The sequence below is a fragment of the Vibrio sp. ES.051 genome (assembly GCF_002563795.1).
Lineage (GTDB): Bacteria > Pseudomonadota > Gammaproteobacteria > Enterobacterales > Vibrionaceae > Vibrio.
The window spans coordinates 1,091,117-1,110,526 of record NZ_PDJL01000004.1; the positions used below are offsets into that span (position 1 = coordinate 1,091,117).

The window sequence follows — 19,410 nt, forward strand, 5'->3', positions numbered from 1 at the left end:
AGCATTTTAACGTTATTACGAAATACACAAAAAGGGCCCATCGAACGATGAGCCCTTTGCGTATCTGAACCTCTGGGTTATAGAGATTGCAATAGCTGGTGGTAACGACCTTGCTGCGCCACCAGAGTTTGGTGGTGGCCTTGCTCGATGATCTCACCTTGCTCCATTAAACAAATATTATCCATACTTTCCAATCCAATGAGTCGGTGAGTAATGAATATCACAGTCTTATTGGCAAAGTGCTTATTGAACAGCGCCATCACTTTTTGTTCTGTTTGCTTATCAAGGCCCTCGGTTGGTTCATCCAAGAGTAGGATAGGGGCGTCACGCAACAGCGCACGAGCGATGCCGATACGGCGCTTTTCACCGCCAGATAATTGACGGCCGCCGTCACCGAGCCAAGCATCCAAGCCTGGTGCTTCAAGCAGGCTACCAAGTTCAACGTCTGTCAAAACCTTAGTTAGTTGCACGTCGGTTGCTTCAGGAGCTGCCATCAGTAAGTTGTCGCGTAATGTCCCGTTTAAGACATCAACCCGTTGGCTGACCACCGTCATTGCAGCCCGTAGGTCAGATTCGCTCCAATTTTGGAGTTTAGCGCCGCCAAGCCGAACTTCACCTTGGTTAACATCCCAGTATCGACATAGGAGTTGAATCAGCGTTGATTTACCAGACCCCGTTTGGCCGACAATGGCCGTTTTAGTGCCCAAAGGCAACGAGAGTGACAACTCTTTCAACACTTTTTGTTGGCCGTCAGGGTAAGTGAAGTCAATATTGTCGAATTCAATATCCAACGTTGTGTTTTCACGTTTCGATTGTTCAGGGAAAACAACGTCAGGTTCAGTCAGAATAACTTCATTTAAACGACGAGCAGAAGTTAATGTTTGACCTAGGTATTGGAATGCTCCCGCGATCGGCATCAGGATCTCAAAGCTCGCCATGGTTGCAAACGCAAACAACGCAATCCATGGATCTGGAGCACGTCCTCCCACGCCATCGGCGGCAAACCAAAGCATTACAATTAATGTTAAGCCATTGACGAGCATCAGCAAGCCAGACGCCATACCTGTAAGGTTAGCGTTAACAAACTGGTTAGAAAGGAGCTGTTTTTGCTTTTCTAAAATGAGATTGCGATAACGCTCTTCAGCTCCAAAGATACTCAGTTCGCTGTAGCCTTGAAGCCAGTCCAGAGTCGCCACTCGCAATTGCGCTTTATGATGGGTGAGGTTCTCACCATTGCTTTTACCTAGTTTATAGAACAGCACTGGCCATACAAACAACATGACAGTAAGAATCGACCCTAATAGCAATGCCAACTGCCAATCAAAGAACGCCAAGACAGCTGTTAGACTCAAAATACCAAACACACCAATCACCACAGGGCTGATAAGTCGAAGGTACACGTGATCCATGGCGTCTACGTCAGCCACTAAACGGTTTAACAGGTCGGCATCACGCATTGTTGAAACGCGGCCAGGAATAAGCGGTGCGAGCTTTTTGAAGAAAAAGAGGCGTAAGTCAGTCAGTAACTTAAACGTCGCATTATGGCTGACAACACGCTCTCCCCACCGACCCGCAGTACGTGCCATTGCAGCGCCGCGTACCCCGGCACCTGGCAGCATGTAGTTGAATGTTTCACGAGCCACCGTTAAACCAGCTACGGCCGCCGCAGAAATAAACCAGCCGGACAATGTCAATAAGCCGATCGAGGCGGCTAAGGTCAGGAAGGCCAGTAACATGCCCAAAGAAAGACCAAACCAGTGTTTTTTATAGAGCTTTAGATAAGGGAGTAAATCACGCATCTAAGTTCCCCTTGTCTGTTTCACGTTGAGTGAGGTTTGCGTCTAACATGGCTTTAAATAAACCACGCTCAGTAGATAGAGTTGCGTAGTCACCACGCTGTACGATCTGACCACCTTGCATAACAAGAATTTGTGAGACATTTTGTAAAGGTGTGAGTTGGTGAGTAATCATCAGATTAGTTGTCGCTTGGGTGTATTTGTTGATGCCTTCCATCACCAACTTTTCACTGCGAGCATCCAAACTTGCAGTCGGTTCATCTAATAGCCAAAAGCGGCCGTCTTGTAGCATCGCTCGGGCCAATGCTAAGCGCTGGGCTTGGCCGACCGATAAACCACCAGAGCGGTCAGAGATTGGATAATCCAGACCATGCATTTCGACAAACTCAGCAGCATGAGAATCTTTCAATACAGAATGTACATCTGCGTCTTGAATGTCGTGCTTACCTAACGTGATGTTCTCACGGATACTGCCATGCAGTAGCATCGGATTTTGCCCGATCCAGCTCACGGCTTCACGCCATGTTGCAAGATCCAGTTGAGATAACTCACAACCGTTGATCTTTAAACTGCCTTGATAAGGCATAAAGCCAAGAATCGTATTCACTAGGCTGGTTTTACCTGCGCCACTTGGTCCAACCAACGCGGTGCTTTTGTTGGCTTCGAGAGAGAAGGATAGGGGGCCTGCGAGTTGCTTACCTTCCGGACTAAAAATGGTTAACTCGTCCGCTTCAATATGGATAGGGCTGCTCTTATCTAACGCTTGGGTGCCATCTTTGACTTGATCGACTTCCAAATCCAGAAACTCGACGATGCTTTCTGCTGCGCCAACCGCTTGCTGTTTAGCATGATAGAACGTGCCCAAATCACGTAATGGCTGATAAAACTCAGGCGCAAGAATCAGAATGAACAAACCAGCAAACAGCGTAACACCTGTGCCGTAGTAGCCGAAATCCAGCTCTCCGATATAACTAAAGCCAAAGTAGACGGCGGTAATGGCGATAGAAATAGACGTGAAAAATTCCAAAACGGCAGAAGACAGGAAGGCGATTTTTAGTACGTCCATAGTGCGAGTACGAAAGAGTTCCGAAGCACCTTTAAGAGTCTCCGTTTCAGCTCGTGTTCTGTCAAACAGACGAATCGTCGTCATCGCTTGTAAGCGGTCGTAAAAGTGACCTGACAAGCGTTGCATTGCTTTAAAGTTTTTTCGGTTTGCTTCTGCGGCTTTCATTCCAACCAGTGCCATAAATATAGGCACGAGTGGGGCAGTAATAAGGAAGATCAGGCCTGCGGCCCAGTTGACTGGAAATACGACAACCAAAATAATGAAAGGGACTAACACGGACAATGACATCTGAGGCAAGTAGCGGGAGAAGAAATCCTGCATATCTTCCACTTGTTCCAAGATGAGTGTTGCCCAGCTACCCGCAGGTTTGCCTTTGATGTAAGCAGGGCCAAGTTTATGGACTTTATCTAAAATGAGCTGGCGAATATAAACTCGAATCTGTTCACCACAGCGATAACCGGCAAGCTCTCGGCCCCATGTACAAGCGGCACGGCCGATAACCGTTCCACCTAGCCCAACAAAGTGCCAAAGGAGTTCACTTTTGTCGACTTGATCGATGATTAACTGGTGAAGAATGGAGGCGAGCAGGGCTGCTTGAGCCAATAAAAACACGCTTGAAAGTACGCCTAGGCCTATCGCAATCATGAGCCAGCGCTTGGCTAACTTACTTTGTTGCTTAAGCCACTTATTCAAGCTGCTTTGCTTTTTCTTATCCATCGTGAAGGCTTAATGATAATTGTTTTAATGAGGCGGTAGTATACAAAAGAAAACCCAGCGGGAATACCGCTGGGTTTTAAGGACATGACACAAATGTGAAAAGTTATTTGTCACCAAGTGAGTCTAAGAAACGCTCAGCGTCTAATGCCGCCATACAACCCGTACCTGCTGATGTGATCGCTTGACGGTAGTTATGGTCCATAACATCGCCCGCGGCGAATACACCTTCGATACTGGTTTGCGTTGCGTTGCCTTCTAGGCCTGACTTAACGATGATGTAATCATCTTTCATGTCGAGTTGGCCTGCAAAGATTTGCGTGTTTGGCTGGTGGCCGATCGCAATAAACGCCCCCATCACTTCAAGATCTTCAGTCGCACCTGTGTTGACGTCTTTAATACGAACGCCAGTTACGCCCATGTCGTCGCCAAGTACTTCATCTAATGTACGATCGGTATGAAGAATGATATTGCCATTTTCCACCTTATCCATAAGACGATCCACTAAGATCTTTTCTGCACGGAATGAGTCGCGGCGGTGGATCAAGTGAACTTCAGATGCAATGTTAGATAGGTATAGCGCTTCTTCAACAGCAGTGTTACCACCGCCCACAACGGCCACTTTCTGGTTACGGTAGAAGAAACCGTCACAGGTTGCACATGCCGATACACCACGTCCTTTAAACGCTTCTTCAGATTCAAGACCTAGGTATTTTGCAGATGCGCCTGTAGAGATAATTAATGCGTCACATGTGTACTCGCCTGAGTCACCTTTTAAACGGAATGGGCGTTGTGATAGCTCCACTTCGTTGATGTGATCAAACACGATCTCAGTTTCGAAACGCTCAGCGTGTTCTTTCATGCGATCCATGAGGGCAGGGCCTGTCAGGCCTTCAGCGTCGCCTGGCCAGTTTTCAACTTCAGTGGTGGTGGTTAGTTGACCACCTTGTTGCATTCCCGTCACAAGCACAGGGTTTAGGTTAGCACGAGCAGCGTAGACGGCTGCTGTGTATCCCGCTGGGCCAGAACCAAGAATTAATAGTTTACAATGTTTTACGTCGCTCATTATGGCTCCAAAAAAGGGCTGAACATATTTTTCGATTGTATGGAAATTCTTAGTGCTTTAAAAGTATAAACAACGATTGTGAACGAATAATTGGTTATAGATTAGAACCCACTAAAGATTGATAAAGAACGTTGACTTCTAGCATAAAATTCTATTCGTAGTAGAGAAGTCTAGTTTCAAATATCGCCAAAGTGCAAAACTGAAACATGGCTCTGTGTTTTAACTAGCAATTGGTTGGTTGTGTTGTTTTTGTTATTTTGTTGAAGCTATCAACGTTAAAAGCTGGTAATTGCAGGATATTTGCGTAACCTAGCGTGTGAACTAAATGTTAATTAATGTGCCTCATTAAAGGAGCCAATGATGTTACATTCACGTGAGAATACTCTGCATTTAACACAGCTCAGCATGGCAGCCATTGAGCAACTTTCCCCATCGTTTGAAGAACTGCCTCGTACCGAGCATGCAGATGGTCAGTATCGACTAAGACGTTATTCTGTGGTTGGTTTTGATAACGGTAAAGTCATTGATTTAAACAAAAACAACTTTGTTCAATCGTCTGACATCAACCGATTTCAAGGTGACGTTGTAAGACAATTTGAGCCGATTGAGAAGGATATTCTCACCAGCGATGGTTTCCGAGAAATGTGCGAATTGTTTGTCAATGCGAATCATCTGCCTAACGGCCAGGAAATAGAAATTCACCAAATCCGAATCACAGCGCTAGAAGAAGAAACTCAAGTGGCACCTGAAGGTGTGCACCAAGACGGTTTTGATCACATTGCAATGGTTGGCGTAGGACGCCATAACATCATTGGTGGCGACATCATGCTGTACAGCAGTCATAACCAAGCCCCATTTTTCCGTAAGGTGTTAGAGACAGGTGAGGTCGCAATATTGGCCGACAGTAAACTGTGGCACAACGCGTGCCCAATCCGTTCTGTCATTGATGATGAGGCGGGTCATATGGATGTGTTTGTACTCACGGCTACGGATAAGCGTAATGAACTTCAATCTTAATCTGATCAGAGAGCAGTTTCCGGCACTCGCTCAATACCATAACGACAAGCCTGTGACGTTTTTTGATGGTCCAGGCGGGTCACAGGTACCTCAATCGGTTCTAGATAGCATGGTGGGGTATTTAGGTCGTTTCAACGCCAACTTAGGCGGGCATTATTTTTCTAGCCAAAAGACGGTTGAGGTGATGCAAAATGCACGCGAGTCAGCGCAAGCTCTGCTTAACGCGCCGTCATCTGGCAATATCGTCTTCGGTGCGAACATGACATCGTTAACCTTTCAGCTTAGTCGTGCGATTAGCCGAGATTGGCAAGAGGGAGATGAGATCATTGTTTCTGCTTTGGACCATTATTCGAATGTGTCTAGCTGGCAGCAAGCGGCAGAAGATAAAGGCGTTACTGTTCATCAGGTTCGTATCAACGAAGATGATTGTACGTTGGACTTGGAGCATTTAAGCAGTCTTCTTTCTGATAAAACGCGCCTTGTCGCGGTGACCTATGCATCGAATACGACGGGTTCTATCGTGGATGTGCAGCGAGTAGTCAGCATGGGGCACAACGTTGGGGCGCAAGTTTATGTGGATGCCGTTCATTACGCGCCGCATCACTTGGTTGATGTTCAAGCGTTGGGTTGTGACTTTTTAGCGTGCTCTGCTTACAAGTTTTTCGGCCCTCATGTCGGTATTGCTTACATTGCCGACCAGTGGTTGCACAGTATTCGTCCATATAAAGTGGAGCCTGCAACCAATATTGGCCCAGGCCGATTTGAAACGGGGACGCAAAATTTTGAAGGTCTGGCTGGTGTGGTTACGGCGGTTGAGTATCTGGCTCAATTTGGTGAAGCCGGTTTACCTCTTCGTCAACGATTGGAGCAAAGCTACCAATTGTATGAACAACATGAGCAACGCTTGAGTGCGCGTTTCTTACAGCGTTTAGGTGCACTAGATGGCGTCAATCTATTTGGTATCGCGAAGGAAGATAGCCAACTCCGCACACCAACGTTTGCGCTAACGTTCGACCTTTATTCACCGGAGTTTATCGCGAAAACGCTAGGCGAACACAACATCTGTGTTTGGAACGGTCATTTTTATGCGCTGGGCTTAGTTCGTCAACTTAGTCTAGAAGAGTCGGGTGGTGTGGTACGAATTGGTTGCATGCATTACAACACAATAGAAGAAGTCGATATGTTGTTCGATGTACTGGAAAATATCCTTGATGCGTAACTGACCATATCTTCCTGATAGAAAAACAAAAGCTCGAGTCAAACTCGAGCTTTTTCGTTTTTATTTGAACAAACCAGTTATATCAGCGATTAGGCGCTGACTTCCACTTCATAGGAAGTGAACTTTCGTACGTTGATCACGCCAGTGTCAAAAATCAAGTATTGGCCTTTGATGCCTTGCAAAGTACCAGTAACAACATGGTTTTTATCGAAGTTATGAGAAGTGATCTTGGTTGGGTGCTGTTGCACCGGATAGCTAAGGTCGGTAGTGCTCTCATTCAATGTTTCTATTGCACCGGCACCGAATTGCTGTTTTATCTCAGCAATCTTATCTTCGACCAAAGGCAATAGTTCAGCAAACCGATCTTGCAGAGCCATTGGTTCACCATCGCCTTTAAGCAATGTGCGCCAGTTTGTTTTGTCTGCGATATGTTTTGCTAATTCGACTTCAATTAAACCTGAGATATAGCGAGTTTTTACTTTGAATATTGGTAGACCTTGAGTTGCGCCTTGATCAATCCAACGAGTTGGGATCTGTGTGTGACGGGTGATACCGACTTTCAAGCTTGATGTATTGGATAGGTAGACAAAGTGATCCACCATACAGTTTTCTTCCCCCCATTGCGGTTCGCGACAGGTACCTTGGTCATAATGGCAGGTCTCTGGCTTCATGATGCACATGTCGCAGCTCGCTAGCTTCTTCATACATAAAAAGCAGTGTCCTTGGGAGTAACTTTTCTTTGTTTTCTTACCACATGAACAACAAAAAATATTGCCAGTATGGGTAAGTGTCAGTGTTTTACCAAGAAATGGTGACAGATCGATCTCTTCATCACCAACGGGAAGACGGTAGCTTACATCACCATCCAAAGACGCACGCATTTTGTTGAGCGTACCTGTTGTATTTAATGACATGACATTACTCATTATTGTGTTTTCGCACAGTATATACCGAACTGACACTGAGATGCAGGGTTGACAGCGGTATTAAAACAAAATGTTTCAACTCAAAAAATGAGAGAGGTGTGGTGATATGCATGCGCGAAACAAAGTCGGATCGGCTGTGAAATGCTTCACAAATAAAAAGTAAGCCATGTTTATTGATAAATGGTTTATTTGAAGTTAGAAATATTATTAAGTACACTGTTCCGTATATAGGCTCAGCAGGTCACTTGTCCATGAAGTGGATACACAAATTAATCTATGCCCTTTCGATTGGTACTATTAGTCTGGTTGCGCTTTACAGTGTTCTTGGGGATACGCGCCAGCTCGTTATTACACCAGACCAGTTTGAAATTTATGCAACCAAGGATTCGAGCGAAGGGGGGATGAGTGAAGCAGAAATTACTTATGATCAGCAACGTTTAATACTCAACTGTGACTTAAAACAAAGCTCCTACGCTTGGCCTTACTGTGGGATTTCTGTGTATACCGATACTGCAACGCCAACGCAGGGCATTAATCTTTCAAGTTACCATACGATTCGTCTAAAAATCCGATATGAGGAGGCCGGAATTGGTGTCAATCCGGGTCATGAACTTCGTTTATATCTGAGAAATTATAACCCTGAGTACTCGAAGCCTGATGAGGAGTACACGATAAAATACAATGGCATGCAGTTTTCTTCCTCAGGTTCAAATGACGTCATCGAAATTCCAATCAAAAATCTACAGGTGATGACCTGGTGGTTGGCGGACAATAAAGTGGGCATTGAACACTCCGCCCCCGAATTCTCTAATGTTACTCGTATTGATATAGCTACTGGATCTGAGGCGGCTCTTGGTAAGCACAAAATCATTATTGATAAGATCGAGTTTGAAGGTGCTTACCTTAAGAAAGAAACGTTGTTATATGCGCTATTGCTTTCTTGGATGGCGCTGGGGGTGGCTTATTCTTTACATGAACTGCGTAATAATAGAGCTGCTTATGAAAAAGCGGAAAAACGCCATCGACACTTAGAGAAAGTGAATGGAACGCTCAGAGCCCAAAATTTCGAGTTTGCAGAGTTAGCTCATCGAGATGCACTCACCGGGGCGATGAATCGTCATGCCGTGCAGCATTGGCTCGATCAACAAACGAGGCAAGTACGTTGGCGTTATAACACACTGAGTATCCTTTACTTAGATTTGGATAAATTTAAGAAGTTGAACGATGAGTTCGGACATCAAATGGGAGATGATATTCTAAGAGAGTTTGTCATGGTAGTCGCGGGTTCCATCTATCCTGATGACCGACTTATCCGTTGGGGTGGAGAAGAGTTCGTGGTTTTTTGCCCTGATACTAATATCGAACAAGCAGTGAAAAGGGCTGAGATGATTCGTAAGAATGTAGCAAATCACTTGTGGGTTCATGGTGAAGTATTAACGTGTAGTATTGGTGTCGCGCAAATGCAGAATGAACGCGTAACAGAAACCATGGCAAGGGCTGACGAGGTATTGTATCTAGCCAAACGTAATGGTCGAAATCGTGTTGAAGTGAACTACGGATTACTTAACTACCCCAAGAAAGCGTAAATAATGCGCTAATAGTTTATCAGTGTTTCTGTTGAAAAAGGGCCGTTGTCGTTGTATTGAGCTTGTGAAAGAAAATACGACGGCTTTTTTGTATCTGACTGTCGCCGTTAGGCGTTTGGTTAGCTAGGTTGAAAGGGCGTTGTTGTTTTTATGTCGTATAGAGGCATATATTCCGAAGATGAGAAAATCTGAATCTAGCAATATTAGGCAGTTTTACATGAATAAAAAGGTGGCCGACTGGCCACCAAGAGGAAACTGCTGAACATCACTTTAAGAACGTTTAGGTAGTCAATTCGATTACCGTGAACAACAGTGTAGTACTCATCGAGTTAACGATTTTTACCAGAACATCCAAGCAAATAGGGTTAAGGCACCGATACAGGCAATGTTTAAGACTAATCCTATTCTCATCATTTCTTTTTGTTTGATGTGCCCTGTACCAAACACAATTGCGTTTGGAGGTGTGGCCACTGGCAACATGAACGCGCAAGATGCGGCGACGGCAATCAATGCCGATAGGATGACCGGAGACATACCAAGCGCTTCGGCAATGGTTGCAAATACAGGCACTAATAAAGCGGCGCTGGCGGTATTACTTGCAAACTCGGTCAAAAACACAACAAACGCAACCACGGCCAGAATAGTCAGAAGGATACCTGCTTGTTCTAGAAAACCTGACAAGCTGTGCGCTAAGAATACGCTTGTTCCTGTTACTTTCAGCACGTTACTCAAACAGATACCACCACCGAATAGGATTAATACGCCCCAATCGGTCGTTTTCTCAATATCTTTCCACTCAACGGCACGAGACGCACCCAGTAATAAAATTGCACCAATCGCCACAAGTGTATCGAATTTGGCGAAGCCACCCAGCATGGCGTTGATTGGTTTACTAAAAATCCATAGCGTTACGGTGAGTAGAAAAATCGCCAACGTAATCATTTTTCCGTTAGTCCACTCGACGGGTTTATGCTCAAGCTCGAAGGTGTGGCTTAGATCTGGTTTCGTCATAGTGTAGAGGATGAGGATTGCGATTGGCATTAGCACCAATGAAATTGGTACGCCTAATTTCATCCATTCTGTAAAGTTTAAGCCGACTTCAGCTGCCGCAATTGCGTTTGGTGGGCTACCAACAAGCGTTGCAATACCACCAATTGAAGCACTATAAGCGACGCCAAGTAGCACGAATAAAAACGTACTGTGATTTTTCTTTGCATCCAGTTTCGTCATCACACCCAGTACGAGGGGCAGCATCATCGCGGTAGTCGCGGTGTTAGAAATCCACATTGATAGACCAGCACTGACTCCAAATAACATGAAGACGGCAACCGACATTTTCCCTTGCGCTAATGTCAATACTTTATCGGCAATCGCTTGGTCTAGTTTTTGTTTATGTAAAGCCGCTGCGAGTGCAAAACCACCTAAGAACAAAAAGATGATGGAGTTTGAAAAGTTGTTCAGCGCTGTTTGCGTGTTAAACACGCCTAAGAATACCGCGAGTAATGGTATGAGAAGCGCAGTAATGCTGACGTGAATCGCTTCAGTTAACCAAAGAATAGCAACAAAAACTAAGATGCTTAGGCCGGTTACGACTTGAGGCTCAAAGGGTAGGGTATTAAACAAAATAATGAACAGTATTATATTTGCGTTCAAAATCATGCTGTTGCGAGTGAAGAACCAGTTCTTCAATGTTACAGCGAGTGCGGTCATGGGTTGTGCTCCTTTTGCATTGCCTTTTGTCGGTTTTTTTTATGGCAAAGTAACTGACTTGTAGTTATTTATTGATTAAATGTTACTTGGAATGTGTGTCGGAGTTTTGTCTGAATTGTAGAGCAAATAAGAAAATGTGATATTAAGAATTGGAAATGGGTAGGATACCACCCATTTGTTTTATAGAAATGTTATTAATTATGCGAAAGGTTTGGGCCTTTATTCGACAGGGACTTGTAAAGGTTTGTTTGGCTCTTTTGTTATTTCTTTTACTGCAATAATGGGCTCTTGAGGTCCAAGAAACTTTGGCTGTGTGTTAATGATGTAAAGATCTAAGAAAGCCTTTACGCGTGCGAGAAGTTCACGAATGCGCATCGATGTTTTTTGTTTACCTGTTGCTGGACCTGCTACGGCAAGACACTGGGCGTCAATGTTATAAGCACCAGCAATAAACAGTGCACGTTCACAGTGGAAACGTTGAGTCACAATCAGAAAACGGTCAGAAGCAAAAATTTTTTTTGCTCTGACAATCGAGTCCAGCGTGCGAAAGCCAGCATAATCAAGGTGAATCACACCTTCTGGCACTTCTGCTTTAAGCAAATCACGTTTCATTGTCCAAGGCTCGTTGTAAGAGCGATGAGCGTTATCGCCACTCAATAAAAACTGCTTTACCTTACCTTGATTGTAAAGCTCAATCGCTGCATTGATGCGATGAGTATAATACGTGTTGAGGATCTTACCGATGTATTTACTGGTACCAAGAACCACAGCGACCTCGTGTTGAGGTATCTGGTCGTAATCTGTGAAAATGCTCTCTTGGGCTTGTAATACCACCCATCGGTCGATGGCAATAACAGAAACAAGCAGACTAAGTACAGAGAGCGACAAAATCAAAGCGAGCCGAGGCCAAGAAAATTTCAGCTTCCACTTTGATCTTATGCGAGAAAACAACAAAACGTTTTATATCCTTAACTAAAAATGTAGCCCTCATCATATCTGATAGAAACGAAAAGAGAGAAGTCAATTTATGCCAAAATTTGGTTAGGATGATAAAAAATAAAAGCCCCTAGAGTATAGGGGCTAATTATTAAACTAAATGTCTAAATCTTAGAACGCGGTGCGTTTGTAGCGGCGGTATACCGGTTGCCAGAATGACTGTTCAATCGCAACGTTCAATGCTTCATCCGTGATTTCTAGAGCGACCCCCTGCTCAATGGCTTTTTTACCCACGGCAAACGCGATTTTTTTCGATACAGAGTGGATTTCTTCCAAAGGTGGAAGTAAAGCACCGTGGCCGTTAATGGCTAAAGGAGAGCAAGTTGCTAGCGCTCGGCTAGATTCCATTAGCATTTCATCAGTCACACGTTTAGCGTTTACTGCTAGTACACCAAGGCCAATACCAGGGAAAATGTAGCTATTGTTACATTGCGCAATAGGGTAAGAACGGCCTTCATGTACCACGGGTTCGAATGGACTGCCTGTTGCTACCAATGCTTCACCGTTTGTCCAACGAATGATGTCGTTTGGTGTTGCTTCTACACGGCTTGTTGGGTTCGATAGTGGGAAGACAATCGGACGCTTGCAGTGCTTGTGCATCTCTTCGATCACTTCTTGGCTAAAGAGACCTGGAGCACCAGACACACCAATCAGTACCGTTGGTTTGGCGTTACGCATAACGTCTAATAGTGAGAAGCCATTTCCTTCATTTTCCCACTCTTTTGTATTGCTGTGCTTTTGCACTAAACGTTGTTGGAAATCAAGAAGGTTAGGCATGCCTTCTTGCAACAGACCCCAACGGTCGACCATGTAAACTTGCGAGCGAGCCTCAGCATCAGAAATACCTTCTGATACCATCTGAGCGATGATCGCTTCTGCGATACCACAACCAGCAGAGCCTGCACCGAGGAACGTAATACGTTGTTTAGACAGCTGAGTACCTGCTGCTTTACAGGCGGCAAGTAGAGAGCCAACAGTAACGGCCGCCGTGCCTTGAATATCATCATTGAAGCAGCACACGCGATCTTTGTAACGCTCAAGAAGAGGCATCGCATTTTTCTGAGCAAAGTCTTCGAACTGGATCAAGGCATCAGGCCAACGGCGCTGTACTGCTTGGATAAACTCTTCTACAAATGCATCGTATTCTGCACCCGTAATACGAGGATGACGCCAACCCATGTACATCGGATCAGCTAAACGTTGTGGGTTATTCGTACCCACATCAAGCACGATTGGTAGCGTGTAAGCAGGGCTGATACCACCACACGCGGTATAAAGTGACAGTTTACCAATAGGAATACCCATGCCGCCGATACCTTGGTCACCCAAGCCAAGGATACGTTCACCATCTGTCACAACAATCACTTTAACGTTGTGGTTTGCTGCATTATTCAGCAAGTCGTCAATACGGTCACGGTTCGGATATGAAATGAATAGACCACGACCACGGCGGTAGATGTTAGAGAAGTTTTCACATGCTGCGCCGACAGTTGGCGTGTAGATGATAGGCATCATCTCTGAAATGTGGTTTTGCACTAGGCGGTAATACAGTGTTTCGTTGGTGTCTTGGATATTACGCAGATAAATGTGTTTATCCATATCGCTTTCGAAACTCTTGTATTGCTGGTAGGCACGTTCCACCTGCTCTTGGATTGTTTCGGTAGACTCTGGAAGCAAGCCTTCTAAGTTGAATGAACTACGTTCTTCAGCAGAGAATGCACTGCCTTTGTTCAAAAGAGGGGTTGCTAAAAGAGCCGGACCCGCATATGGAATATATAGTGGGCGTTTATCGTTGTTCATTGGGTGCCTTATGTAGGGTTGAAGGATGCGCACCAAATTTTAACGGGTTCACCATTTAGTTGTAAACATGCGTTGATGCACATCAATGTAATGTCGCAAAAAAACTCAGATACCGCCGAAAATATCGGCAATATTGGTTGTTTAGAGATACCTAAAGCATGATTTTTTTACTTGGGTATAATGTTCTGCATCATCAAATCAAATCCAATTTCTATGTTTCAACTACCTATCGACAGCCTGCAAGCTGAGTTTGACCAACATGTGAACCAAAACCATCTCGTGGTGGAAGCCGAAACCGGGTCAGGTAAATCTACCCGTTTGCCTATGTGGGCGGCAAAACACGGACGCGTGCTGGTTATTGAACCTCGTCGAATCGCTTGTACCTCATTAGCTGAGTTTCTTGCAGAGCAATCTGGTGAGCCAATAGGTTGTAAAGTAGGTTACGCGATTAAACTTCATGCCTACTTTGATCTCAATACTGAGGTGGTATTTGTCACTCCGGGCGTGGCACTGCGATGGTTTACGGAAGACAAGCTGGCAAGCTTCGATATTGTGATAGTGGACGAGTTTCACGAGCGCCGTTGGGACATTGATCTGCTAACGGCAATGTTGAAGCAAGAAAATCAGCATCGTTTGATTGTCACCTCCGCGACGTTAGAAGGAGAAAAGCTCGCTTATTACCTTGATGCTAAGCGTTTGCGTTCTGAGGGGCGTTGCTTTCCTGTGACGGTGACACATCGTTCTCTAGACAGCCGTTACCTACCGAACAAGAAAGGCTGTGAAAGTGATATTGTTAAAGCAGTAAAAGAAGCACTAGTAGATGAAGAAGGCGATATTCTGGTGTTTTTACCAGGCCGAAAAGAAATTACTCAATGTGCCCAGATGCTACAGAGTCTCGACGATGTAATGGTAGTGAAGCTCCACGCTTCAGTCAGTGATCAAGAGAGGCATCGGGCCTTAACCAAACAAAAACAGAGGAAAGTGGTATTAGCAACAAACGTCGCTGAAACCTCGCTCACGATCCCTAATATCCGAGTCGTGATTGACAGTGGATTGGAACGTCGAACGATGCAGCGTAATGGACGTACCGCGCTAACGCTCACTCATATTTCTAAGGCCAGTGCCGCGCAGCGAATGGGTCGGGCAGGCCGTGTTGCCGAAGGGGCTTGTATTCGTCTATATGGTGAACATGCGCCTTTAGAATTAGTGACGCCTCCAGAATTGCACAGAGAAGAGCTCGTCGAGCCTATGTTGGCAGCGGCTTGCTGTGGGTACCGCCTTTCAGATCTCGCTTTTCTTGACCTAATCCCAGAAAAATCTCTCAATGCCTCACACCTCGCTTTACTCTCTATGGAAGCCATTGATGAGGATGGTAATGTCACACAGCATGGCCAAAAAGTATATCCATTACCGATTGATGCATTGTTTGCCGATCTTGTCACTAGGATTCAAACTAAATCAGAGAAAGAAGCAATGATAGATTTAGCCGCTGCATTGTCTGTTCCCGCGCAACTTTATCAGCTACAAGGTGGCGAATCTGCGGAGATCTTGGCTCAAGAGGAGCGGTATGGTTGCGATGCCTCTTTGATAATTCGTCTGGTTCGAGGAGAGCAATTCCCTGGGGTTATTGTTGATGCCAACGTATTAGAAGAATCGCAAGGTTTGGCGAAACAGATGCGAGACGTGTTTGAACTGCCCGATCTTGATGTTGCCTCTCGATACAAACGTGATGCGTTCATTAAAGCCATTGCCGCTTTGCATTCCGAGCTTGTTTTCGTGCGTCGAACACGCCGAAGAGAGGCGTTAGGAAATGGCACATTGGAAATGTTGGTAGGGCGCAGCAGTCGTTTCCCTGATAAAGAAGAAGCTGCGTTAGTGCTCGATAGTCATAGCGTGCCGGGTAAAGGCGTTAAGCAAACGCTTAATCTTGCGTCGGTAATGGTGCCGATACCGCTGCGTTTGTTGCGCGAACTAGAGCTTGGCGAATGGCAACAAGGCGAAACAAACTACGACGAAGAAAGGCCTAGAGCAACTATGCACTTGGTTTATGCAGGAAGAACAATATGTACTGAATACCAGGAATTACAAGGCAAAATCGCCATTCAGTCCATCATCGAAATGATTGAAAAGGAAACCTTATTACCGGGGTTTGCACCTCTACGACAACAACAAATTCAACATTGGAAATTATACAACGCACTGGGCCTTAATGACCAAACCTCAGGTGCTCAAGCTCTTACGTCACTGACCTTTTCTAGCTGGTTGAGCGAGCAACTGGAATCGTTGGGTATAGAAAGTGTCGATGATATGGCCTTATTTGAGCCAGATGACTTGTTGTTTGATGGTGTTCCAGCATGGGAATACGATGACTTCGCTGAGCAGTATCCGCTCGAGCTGTTTCTTGCTGAACTCAAGCTGGATGTTAAATATTTTGTATCCCGAAAGCTTGTGCATGTGGTCTATCGAGGTGGTAACCGCAAAGGAGACCCAAAACGTTGGGAGTTACCACGTTGGGCTGGCTGGAAGGTACAATATAAAAAAGCCAGTCGTATTATCGATATAAAGTAGATGTTTTTAAAGTGGAATAAGAATTGCTAGGGGAGGCTTTCTCTTGCTGTTTATCGTCGAACAAGAAGACGATAAGGAATGATATTGCCGCAGATGGTTTAGTGGCAAAAGGATCATGATGAAGTATAAAGTAATTCCATTATTGTTGTGCCCCGTATTTGCGTATGGGAAAAATATCACTCACATTTCTACTTATGAAGATAACTACGTTTTAGGCACATACACCTCAAATATTAATCAAGGTGCTTATGAGGAAGTGGTATCTGAAATGGACTCTTCTTTACAAGACTTCGAAGTCAAATTTCAAATATCTGCGTCTATCCCATTTTATCGATTTAACTCGGCTACTGCGTTGGTCGGGTCCTATACTCAAAAATCGATTTGGCAACTTGGAAACTCTGATATTTCCTCTCCATTTAGAGAGACCAACTACAAGCCACAAGTTTTCTTAGCGCATCAATCGAACATGCTTTTGTTCAATCACTTGGAGACTGGTTATAAGCACGAATCTAATGGCCAATCGAGTTTGCTATCTCGCAGTTGGGATCGATTATATATTGCCGCAGAACGATTTTCTGGGCCCGTTGAATATGGTGCTCACGCGTGGTGGGTGATCTCGACAGAAAATGATGATATGGAAAACTACTACGCGCCGTACGAGTTATGGGCAAAAGTGTATACCGGCGCTGGCGTTTTTAATACTCGAGGATTCTATAACTTTGCGGACGATAAGGGTGGAGTAGAACTGGGTTATACTTTTTACTTCAATGATATTCTTGGTGTATATCTTCAGGGTTATCATGGTTACGGTGAAACACTGATTGACTATGATCATTCACAGACTCGAGTTGGTCTTGGTATTAAGCTGGTGAATCTATAAGAATTTCATATTGTTCATGTCGCTTAGATGCTTTTTTTAGTTTGCCGACTGAAATATTAATCAATTGAATGCTTATATAGCAAAGCTGTGCATTACTTGTTACAAGTCTGGTTTTAATATTTCCTTTTGCATATAAATTAAGGAATAAAAGACGAATGTTTTATATCCCATTGCTATATCAAAATAGTTGAACGATATTTGATATATCTCATTTTCGAGTGTCGGGGGGCATAGAATGGTTCAACAAGGTAAGGCTTGTATTGAGTTCGATTACACTAGTTTTTTAGGGGCAACTGGTAGTAAGAAGTGGACCTTCTTAGAAGCGTTTGCCACTATCGCTCCCATTTTTGGTTTGATGTGGAAACAAAACCTTGCAGAGGTAAGCCTACCTGAAGATCGCCTTTGGGATGCCGCATTAAAATCGATGTCTTCCCGTCAGAGCGATGAGTCTAATTTAGTTCGCTTGATGCAGTTAGCAAAACATGAAGGAATACATGAGTTACGTATTGTGATGCCATATGCGTTAGACGTAAAACAGATAGAGTACATAGAGTCTCGAAGTCAATCAAAAGTAGAAGCGACGGAGCAAGATGTACTTAATATTAAGTTCTGAACGCGGTCTTCTTAGCACTTACAAAAATTAAATTCTTGCAACAAATAAAACGCCCTACATGAAGGGCGTTTTTTGTGTTCGGCTGTCCTGTTCTCAAGGAGAAAACACGTGCCAGAATGAGACCAATAAAAAGTCCGCTTGAATGCGGACTGTTCTGGTTAGGCTAATACTGTTCAAATATCAGAGGTCGTTAGTCTATCAACCCATACTCTTTGCTCAGAATTTCAATAATTTCAGCTTTTGGGTTTTCACTTAAATGTATGGGTTTGCGCGTAATTTTCTCTGCGATACCGATGTAGGTCTTCGAAATATCCATCAAAGACTCAACAGGTAAAGCGTTGTCACGAGCAAGCGTTTCACGTTCCGGCATACGCTCTTTATTCAGCAGAATATCTGGGTCAGGGAAGTGGTTAAGGAGAAACTGACGGAAACCTTCTTTCGAGTTCTCAACAATATTTCCAGCTTGATACTCTTTCGCATCCCAAATACGAGAAGAGTCTGGTGTGCCCACTTCATCCATGTATATCAGCTTTTCATTGCCCACCGCATCATGAACATATCCGAACTCGAATTTAGTGTCGACGAAAATTTGGTCAATTGCTTTTAGTGCGTTACTGATAACGTTAAAGCCTTCTTTTAATAGCTTTTCGTATTGCGCTATGTCTTTTGCACTTGAGAAGTTAAAGGCTTCGAAGTTGTCGACGATGTTTTGACGAGTAATATTCACATCATCCGCTTCTGGCACATCAGGAATACCTTTTAGAATGCCTTTGGTGGATGGCGTCATCAACAGTTCTGGAAGTGCTTTGTCTTTTTCCAAACCCTCTGGAAGTTGAATGCCACAGAAATCGCGTGCACCGTTGGCGTAAGCTCGCCACATTGAGCCTGTGATGTATTGACGACAAATCGCTTCAATTTTGACCGGTTTGGCTTTTTGTACGATCCAGACGAATGGGTGAGGGATATCCAGAATGTGGCTATCGGCTAGTCCGTTATCTTTAAATAGTTTGAACCAGTGATTAGAAATCGCATTCAGAGCAGCCCCTTTGCCCGGGACGCCTTTAAGACCGCCTTCTGCATGCCAAATACAATCGAAAGCAGATATGCGGTCACTGATTACCATGATTGCCAGAGGTGCATCTGGAGCAACATCGTATCCTTTTTCTTTGATTAGTCGGGCGCTGTCTTTTTCAGTTAACCAATAAACTGAGCGAACTTTTCCGCTATGAACGGGTTTTTGGGTACGAATTGGCAGGTCATCATTGACGGCAAGTACTTGATTAGCAAGGCTCATTGAGACATTCCTATTATCTTAATCAAACGTCATAAAGAGAAGATATTCAGTGAAAGTATGCACTGAATAAAGCGAATGAGGGCATCATACCAGAACTATTTTTGCTCGCCAGAGAAAAAGCAAACGTTTGCCTTTATTTGGCAAGATAAAAACGCCTCC

General features: G+C 44.4%; 14 protein-coding genes. 6 read left to right on the forward strand and 8 right to left on the reverse strand.

The annotated features are described in order from the left end of the window. Positions 1 to 77: 77 nt before the first annotated feature. From cydC to trxB, 3 genes are all read right to left on the reverse strand, one after another. Complete coding sequence (gene cydC, locus ATG66_RS11490) at positions 78 to 1,799, reverse strand: heme ABC transporter ATP-binding protein/permease CydC (protein ID WP_098415428.1); 1,722 nt, start codon at positions 1,797 to 1,799, stop codon at positions 78 to 80. Further along, complete coding sequence (gene cydD, locus ATG66_RS11495) at positions 1,792 to 3,579, reverse strand: heme ABC transporter permease/ATP-binding protein CydD (protein WP_098415429.1); 1,788 nt, start codon at positions 3,577 to 3,579, stop codon at positions 1,792 to 1,794. Before cydD ends, cydC begins: the two co-directional genes overlap by 8 nt. 103 nt (positions 3,580 to 3,682) lie before the next feature. Beyond that, positions 3,683 to 4,642 carry a thioredoxin-disulfide reductase gene (trxB, locus tag ATG66_RS11500; RefSeq protein ID WP_098415430.1) on the reverse strand — a complete coding sequence of 320 codons (960 nt, stop codon included), beginning with the start codon at positions 4,640 to 4,642 and terminating at the stop codon, positions 3,683 to 3,685. A 360-nt stretch (positions 4,643 to 5,002) separates the two neighbouring features. Here trxB and ATG66_RS11505 point away from each other — a divergent pair, with 360 nt between their 5' ends. Then, positions 5,003 to 5,659, forward strand: coding sequence for a 2OG-Fe dioxygenase family protein (locus tag ATG66_RS11505; protein ID WP_179885684.1), 657 nt, complete (start codon positions 5,003 to 5,005; stop codon positions 5,657 to 5,659). Continuing rightward, entirely contained in the window at positions 5,643 to 6,878 is a 1,236-nt protein-coding gene (locus tag ATG66_RS11510; protein ID WP_098415432.1) for a cysteine desulfurase-like protein, read from the forward strand. The genes ATG66_RS11505 and ATG66_RS11510 overlap by 17 nt, the downstream gene beginning before the upstream one ends. Positions 6,879 to 6,967: 89 nt before the next feature. Here ATG66_RS11510 and ATG66_RS11515 read toward each other — a convergent pair whose 3' ends face one another. After that, on the reverse strand, positions 6,968 to 7,792 hold the full coding sequence (locus ATG66_RS11515; RefSeq protein WP_098415433.1) for a DUF2797 domain-containing protein: 825 nt from the start codon (positions 7,790 to 7,792) through the stop codon (positions 6,968 to 6,970). 263 nt (positions 7,793 to 8,055) lie between these two features. Here ATG66_RS11515 and ATG66_RS11520 point away from each other — a divergent pair, with 263 nt between their 5' ends. Further along, entirely contained in the window at positions 8,056 to 9,390 is a 1,335-nt protein-coding gene (locus tag ATG66_RS11520; protein WP_098415434.1) for a GGDEF domain-containing protein, read from the forward strand. Between the two features lie 339 nt (positions 9,391 to 9,729). On the opposite strand, the gene ATG66_RS11525 is transcribed toward ATG66_RS11520, so the two are convergent. From ATG66_RS11525 to ATG66_RS11535, 3 genes are all read right to left on the reverse strand, one after another. Continuing rightward, a complete protein-coding gene (locus tag ATG66_RS11525) occupies positions 9,730 to 11,100 on the reverse strand; it encodes an SLC13 family permease (protein WP_098415435.1) in 1,371 nt (456 codons plus the stop codon). Between the two features lie 219 nt (positions 11,101 to 11,319). Then, the gene (locus tag ATG66_RS11530) at positions 11,320 to 12,054 is read right to left on the reverse strand and encodes a SanA/YdcF family protein (protein ID WP_098415436.1); all 735 of its coding nucleotides are present in this window, start codon (positions 12,052 to 12,054) and stop codon (positions 11,320 to 11,322) included. A gap of 153 nt (positions 12,055 to 12,207) precedes the next feature. Continuing rightward, entirely contained in the window at positions 12,208 to 13,896 is a 1,689-nt protein-coding gene (locus ATG66_RS11535) for an NAD-dependent malic enzyme (protein ID WP_098415437.1), read from the reverse strand. Positions 13,897 to 14,109: 213 nt separating this feature from the next. Here ATG66_RS11535 and ATG66_RS11540 point away from each other — a divergent pair, with 213 nt between their 5' ends. From ATG66_RS11540 to ATG66_RS11550, 3 genes are all read left to right on the forward strand, one after another. Then, positions 14,110 to 16,464, forward strand: a complete 2,355-nt coding sequence (locus ATG66_RS11540; protein WP_098415902.1) for a helicase-related protein — start codon at positions 14,110 to 14,112, stop codon at positions 16,462 to 16,464. A gap of 118 nt (positions 16,465 to 16,582) precedes the next feature. Continuing rightward, positions 16,583 to 17,344, forward strand: coding sequence for a phospholipase A (locus tag ATG66_RS11545; protein WP_098415438.1), 762 nt, complete (start codon positions 16,583 to 16,585; stop codon positions 17,342 to 17,344). Positions 17,345 to 17,579: 235 nt separating this feature from the next. After that, positions 17,580 to 17,957 (forward strand): transporter, encoded by a 378-nt coding sequence (locus tag ATG66_RS11550; protein WP_098415439.1) that lies wholly within the window; start codon positions 17,580 to 17,582, stop codon positions 17,955 to 17,957. Positions 17,958 to 18,147: 190 nt separating this feature from the next. Here ATG66_RS11550 and ATG66_RS11555 read toward each other — a convergent pair whose 3' ends face one another. Continuing rightward, positions 18,148 to 19,251, reverse strand: coding sequence for a phosphoribosylaminoimidazolesuccinocarboxamide synthase (locus tag ATG66_RS11555; protein ID WP_098415440.1), 1,104 nt, complete (start codon positions 19,249 to 19,251; stop codon positions 18,148 to 18,150). Positions 19,252 to 19,410 lie beyond the last annotated feature (159 nt).

Excerpts from the sequence above, each read along its gene's own strand:
- cydC (WP_098415428.1), bottom strand. The coding sequence starts at position 1,799 with ATGCGTGATTTACTCCCTTATCTAAAGCTCTATAAAAAACACTGGTTT.
- cydD (WP_098415429.1), bottom strand. The coding sequence starts at position 3,579 with ATGGATAAGAAAAAGCAAAGCAGCTTGAATAAGTGGCTTAAGCAACAA.
- trxB (WP_098415430.1), bottom strand. The coding sequence starts at position 4,642 with ATGAGCGACGTAAAACATTGTAAACTATTAATTCTTGGTTCTGGCCCA.
- ATG66_RS11505 (WP_179885684.1), top strand. The coding sequence starts at position 5,003 with ATGTTACATTCACGTGAGAATACTCTGCATTTAACACAGCTCAGCATG.
- ATG66_RS11510 (WP_098415432.1), top strand. The coding sequence starts at position 5,643 with ATGAACTTCAATCTTAATCTGATCAGAGAGCAGTTTCCGGCACTCGCT.
- ATG66_RS11515 (WP_098415433.1), bottom strand. The coding sequence starts at position 7,792 with ATGTCATTAAATACAACAGGTACGCTCAACAAAATGCGTGCGTCTTTG.
- ATG66_RS11520 (WP_098415434.1), top strand. The coding sequence starts at position 8,056 with ATGAAGTGGATACACAAATTAATCTATGCCCTTTCGATTGGTACTATT.
- ATG66_RS11525 (WP_098415435.1), bottom strand. The coding sequence starts at position 11,100 with ATGACCGCACTCGCTGTAACATTGAAGAACTGGTTCTTCACTCGCAAC.
- ATG66_RS11535 (WP_098415437.1), bottom strand. The coding sequence starts at position 13,896 with ATGAACAACGATAAACGCCCACTATATATTCCATATGCGGGTCCGGCT.
- ATG66_RS11540 (WP_098415902.1), top strand. The coding sequence starts at position 14,110 with ATGTTTCAACTACCTATCGACAGCCTGCAAGCTGAGTTTGACCAACAT.
- ATG66_RS11545 (WP_098415438.1), top strand. The coding sequence starts at position 16,583 with ATGAAGTATAAAGTAATTCCATTATTGTTGTGCCCCGTATTTGCGTAT.
- ATG66_RS11550 (WP_098415439.1), top strand. The coding sequence starts at position 17,580 with ATGGTTCAACAAGGTAAGGCTTGTATTGAGTTCGATTACACTAGTTTT.
- ATG66_RS11555 (WP_098415440.1), bottom strand. The coding sequence starts at position 19,251 with ATGAGCCTTGCTAATCAAGTACTTGCCGTCAATGATGACCTGCCAATT.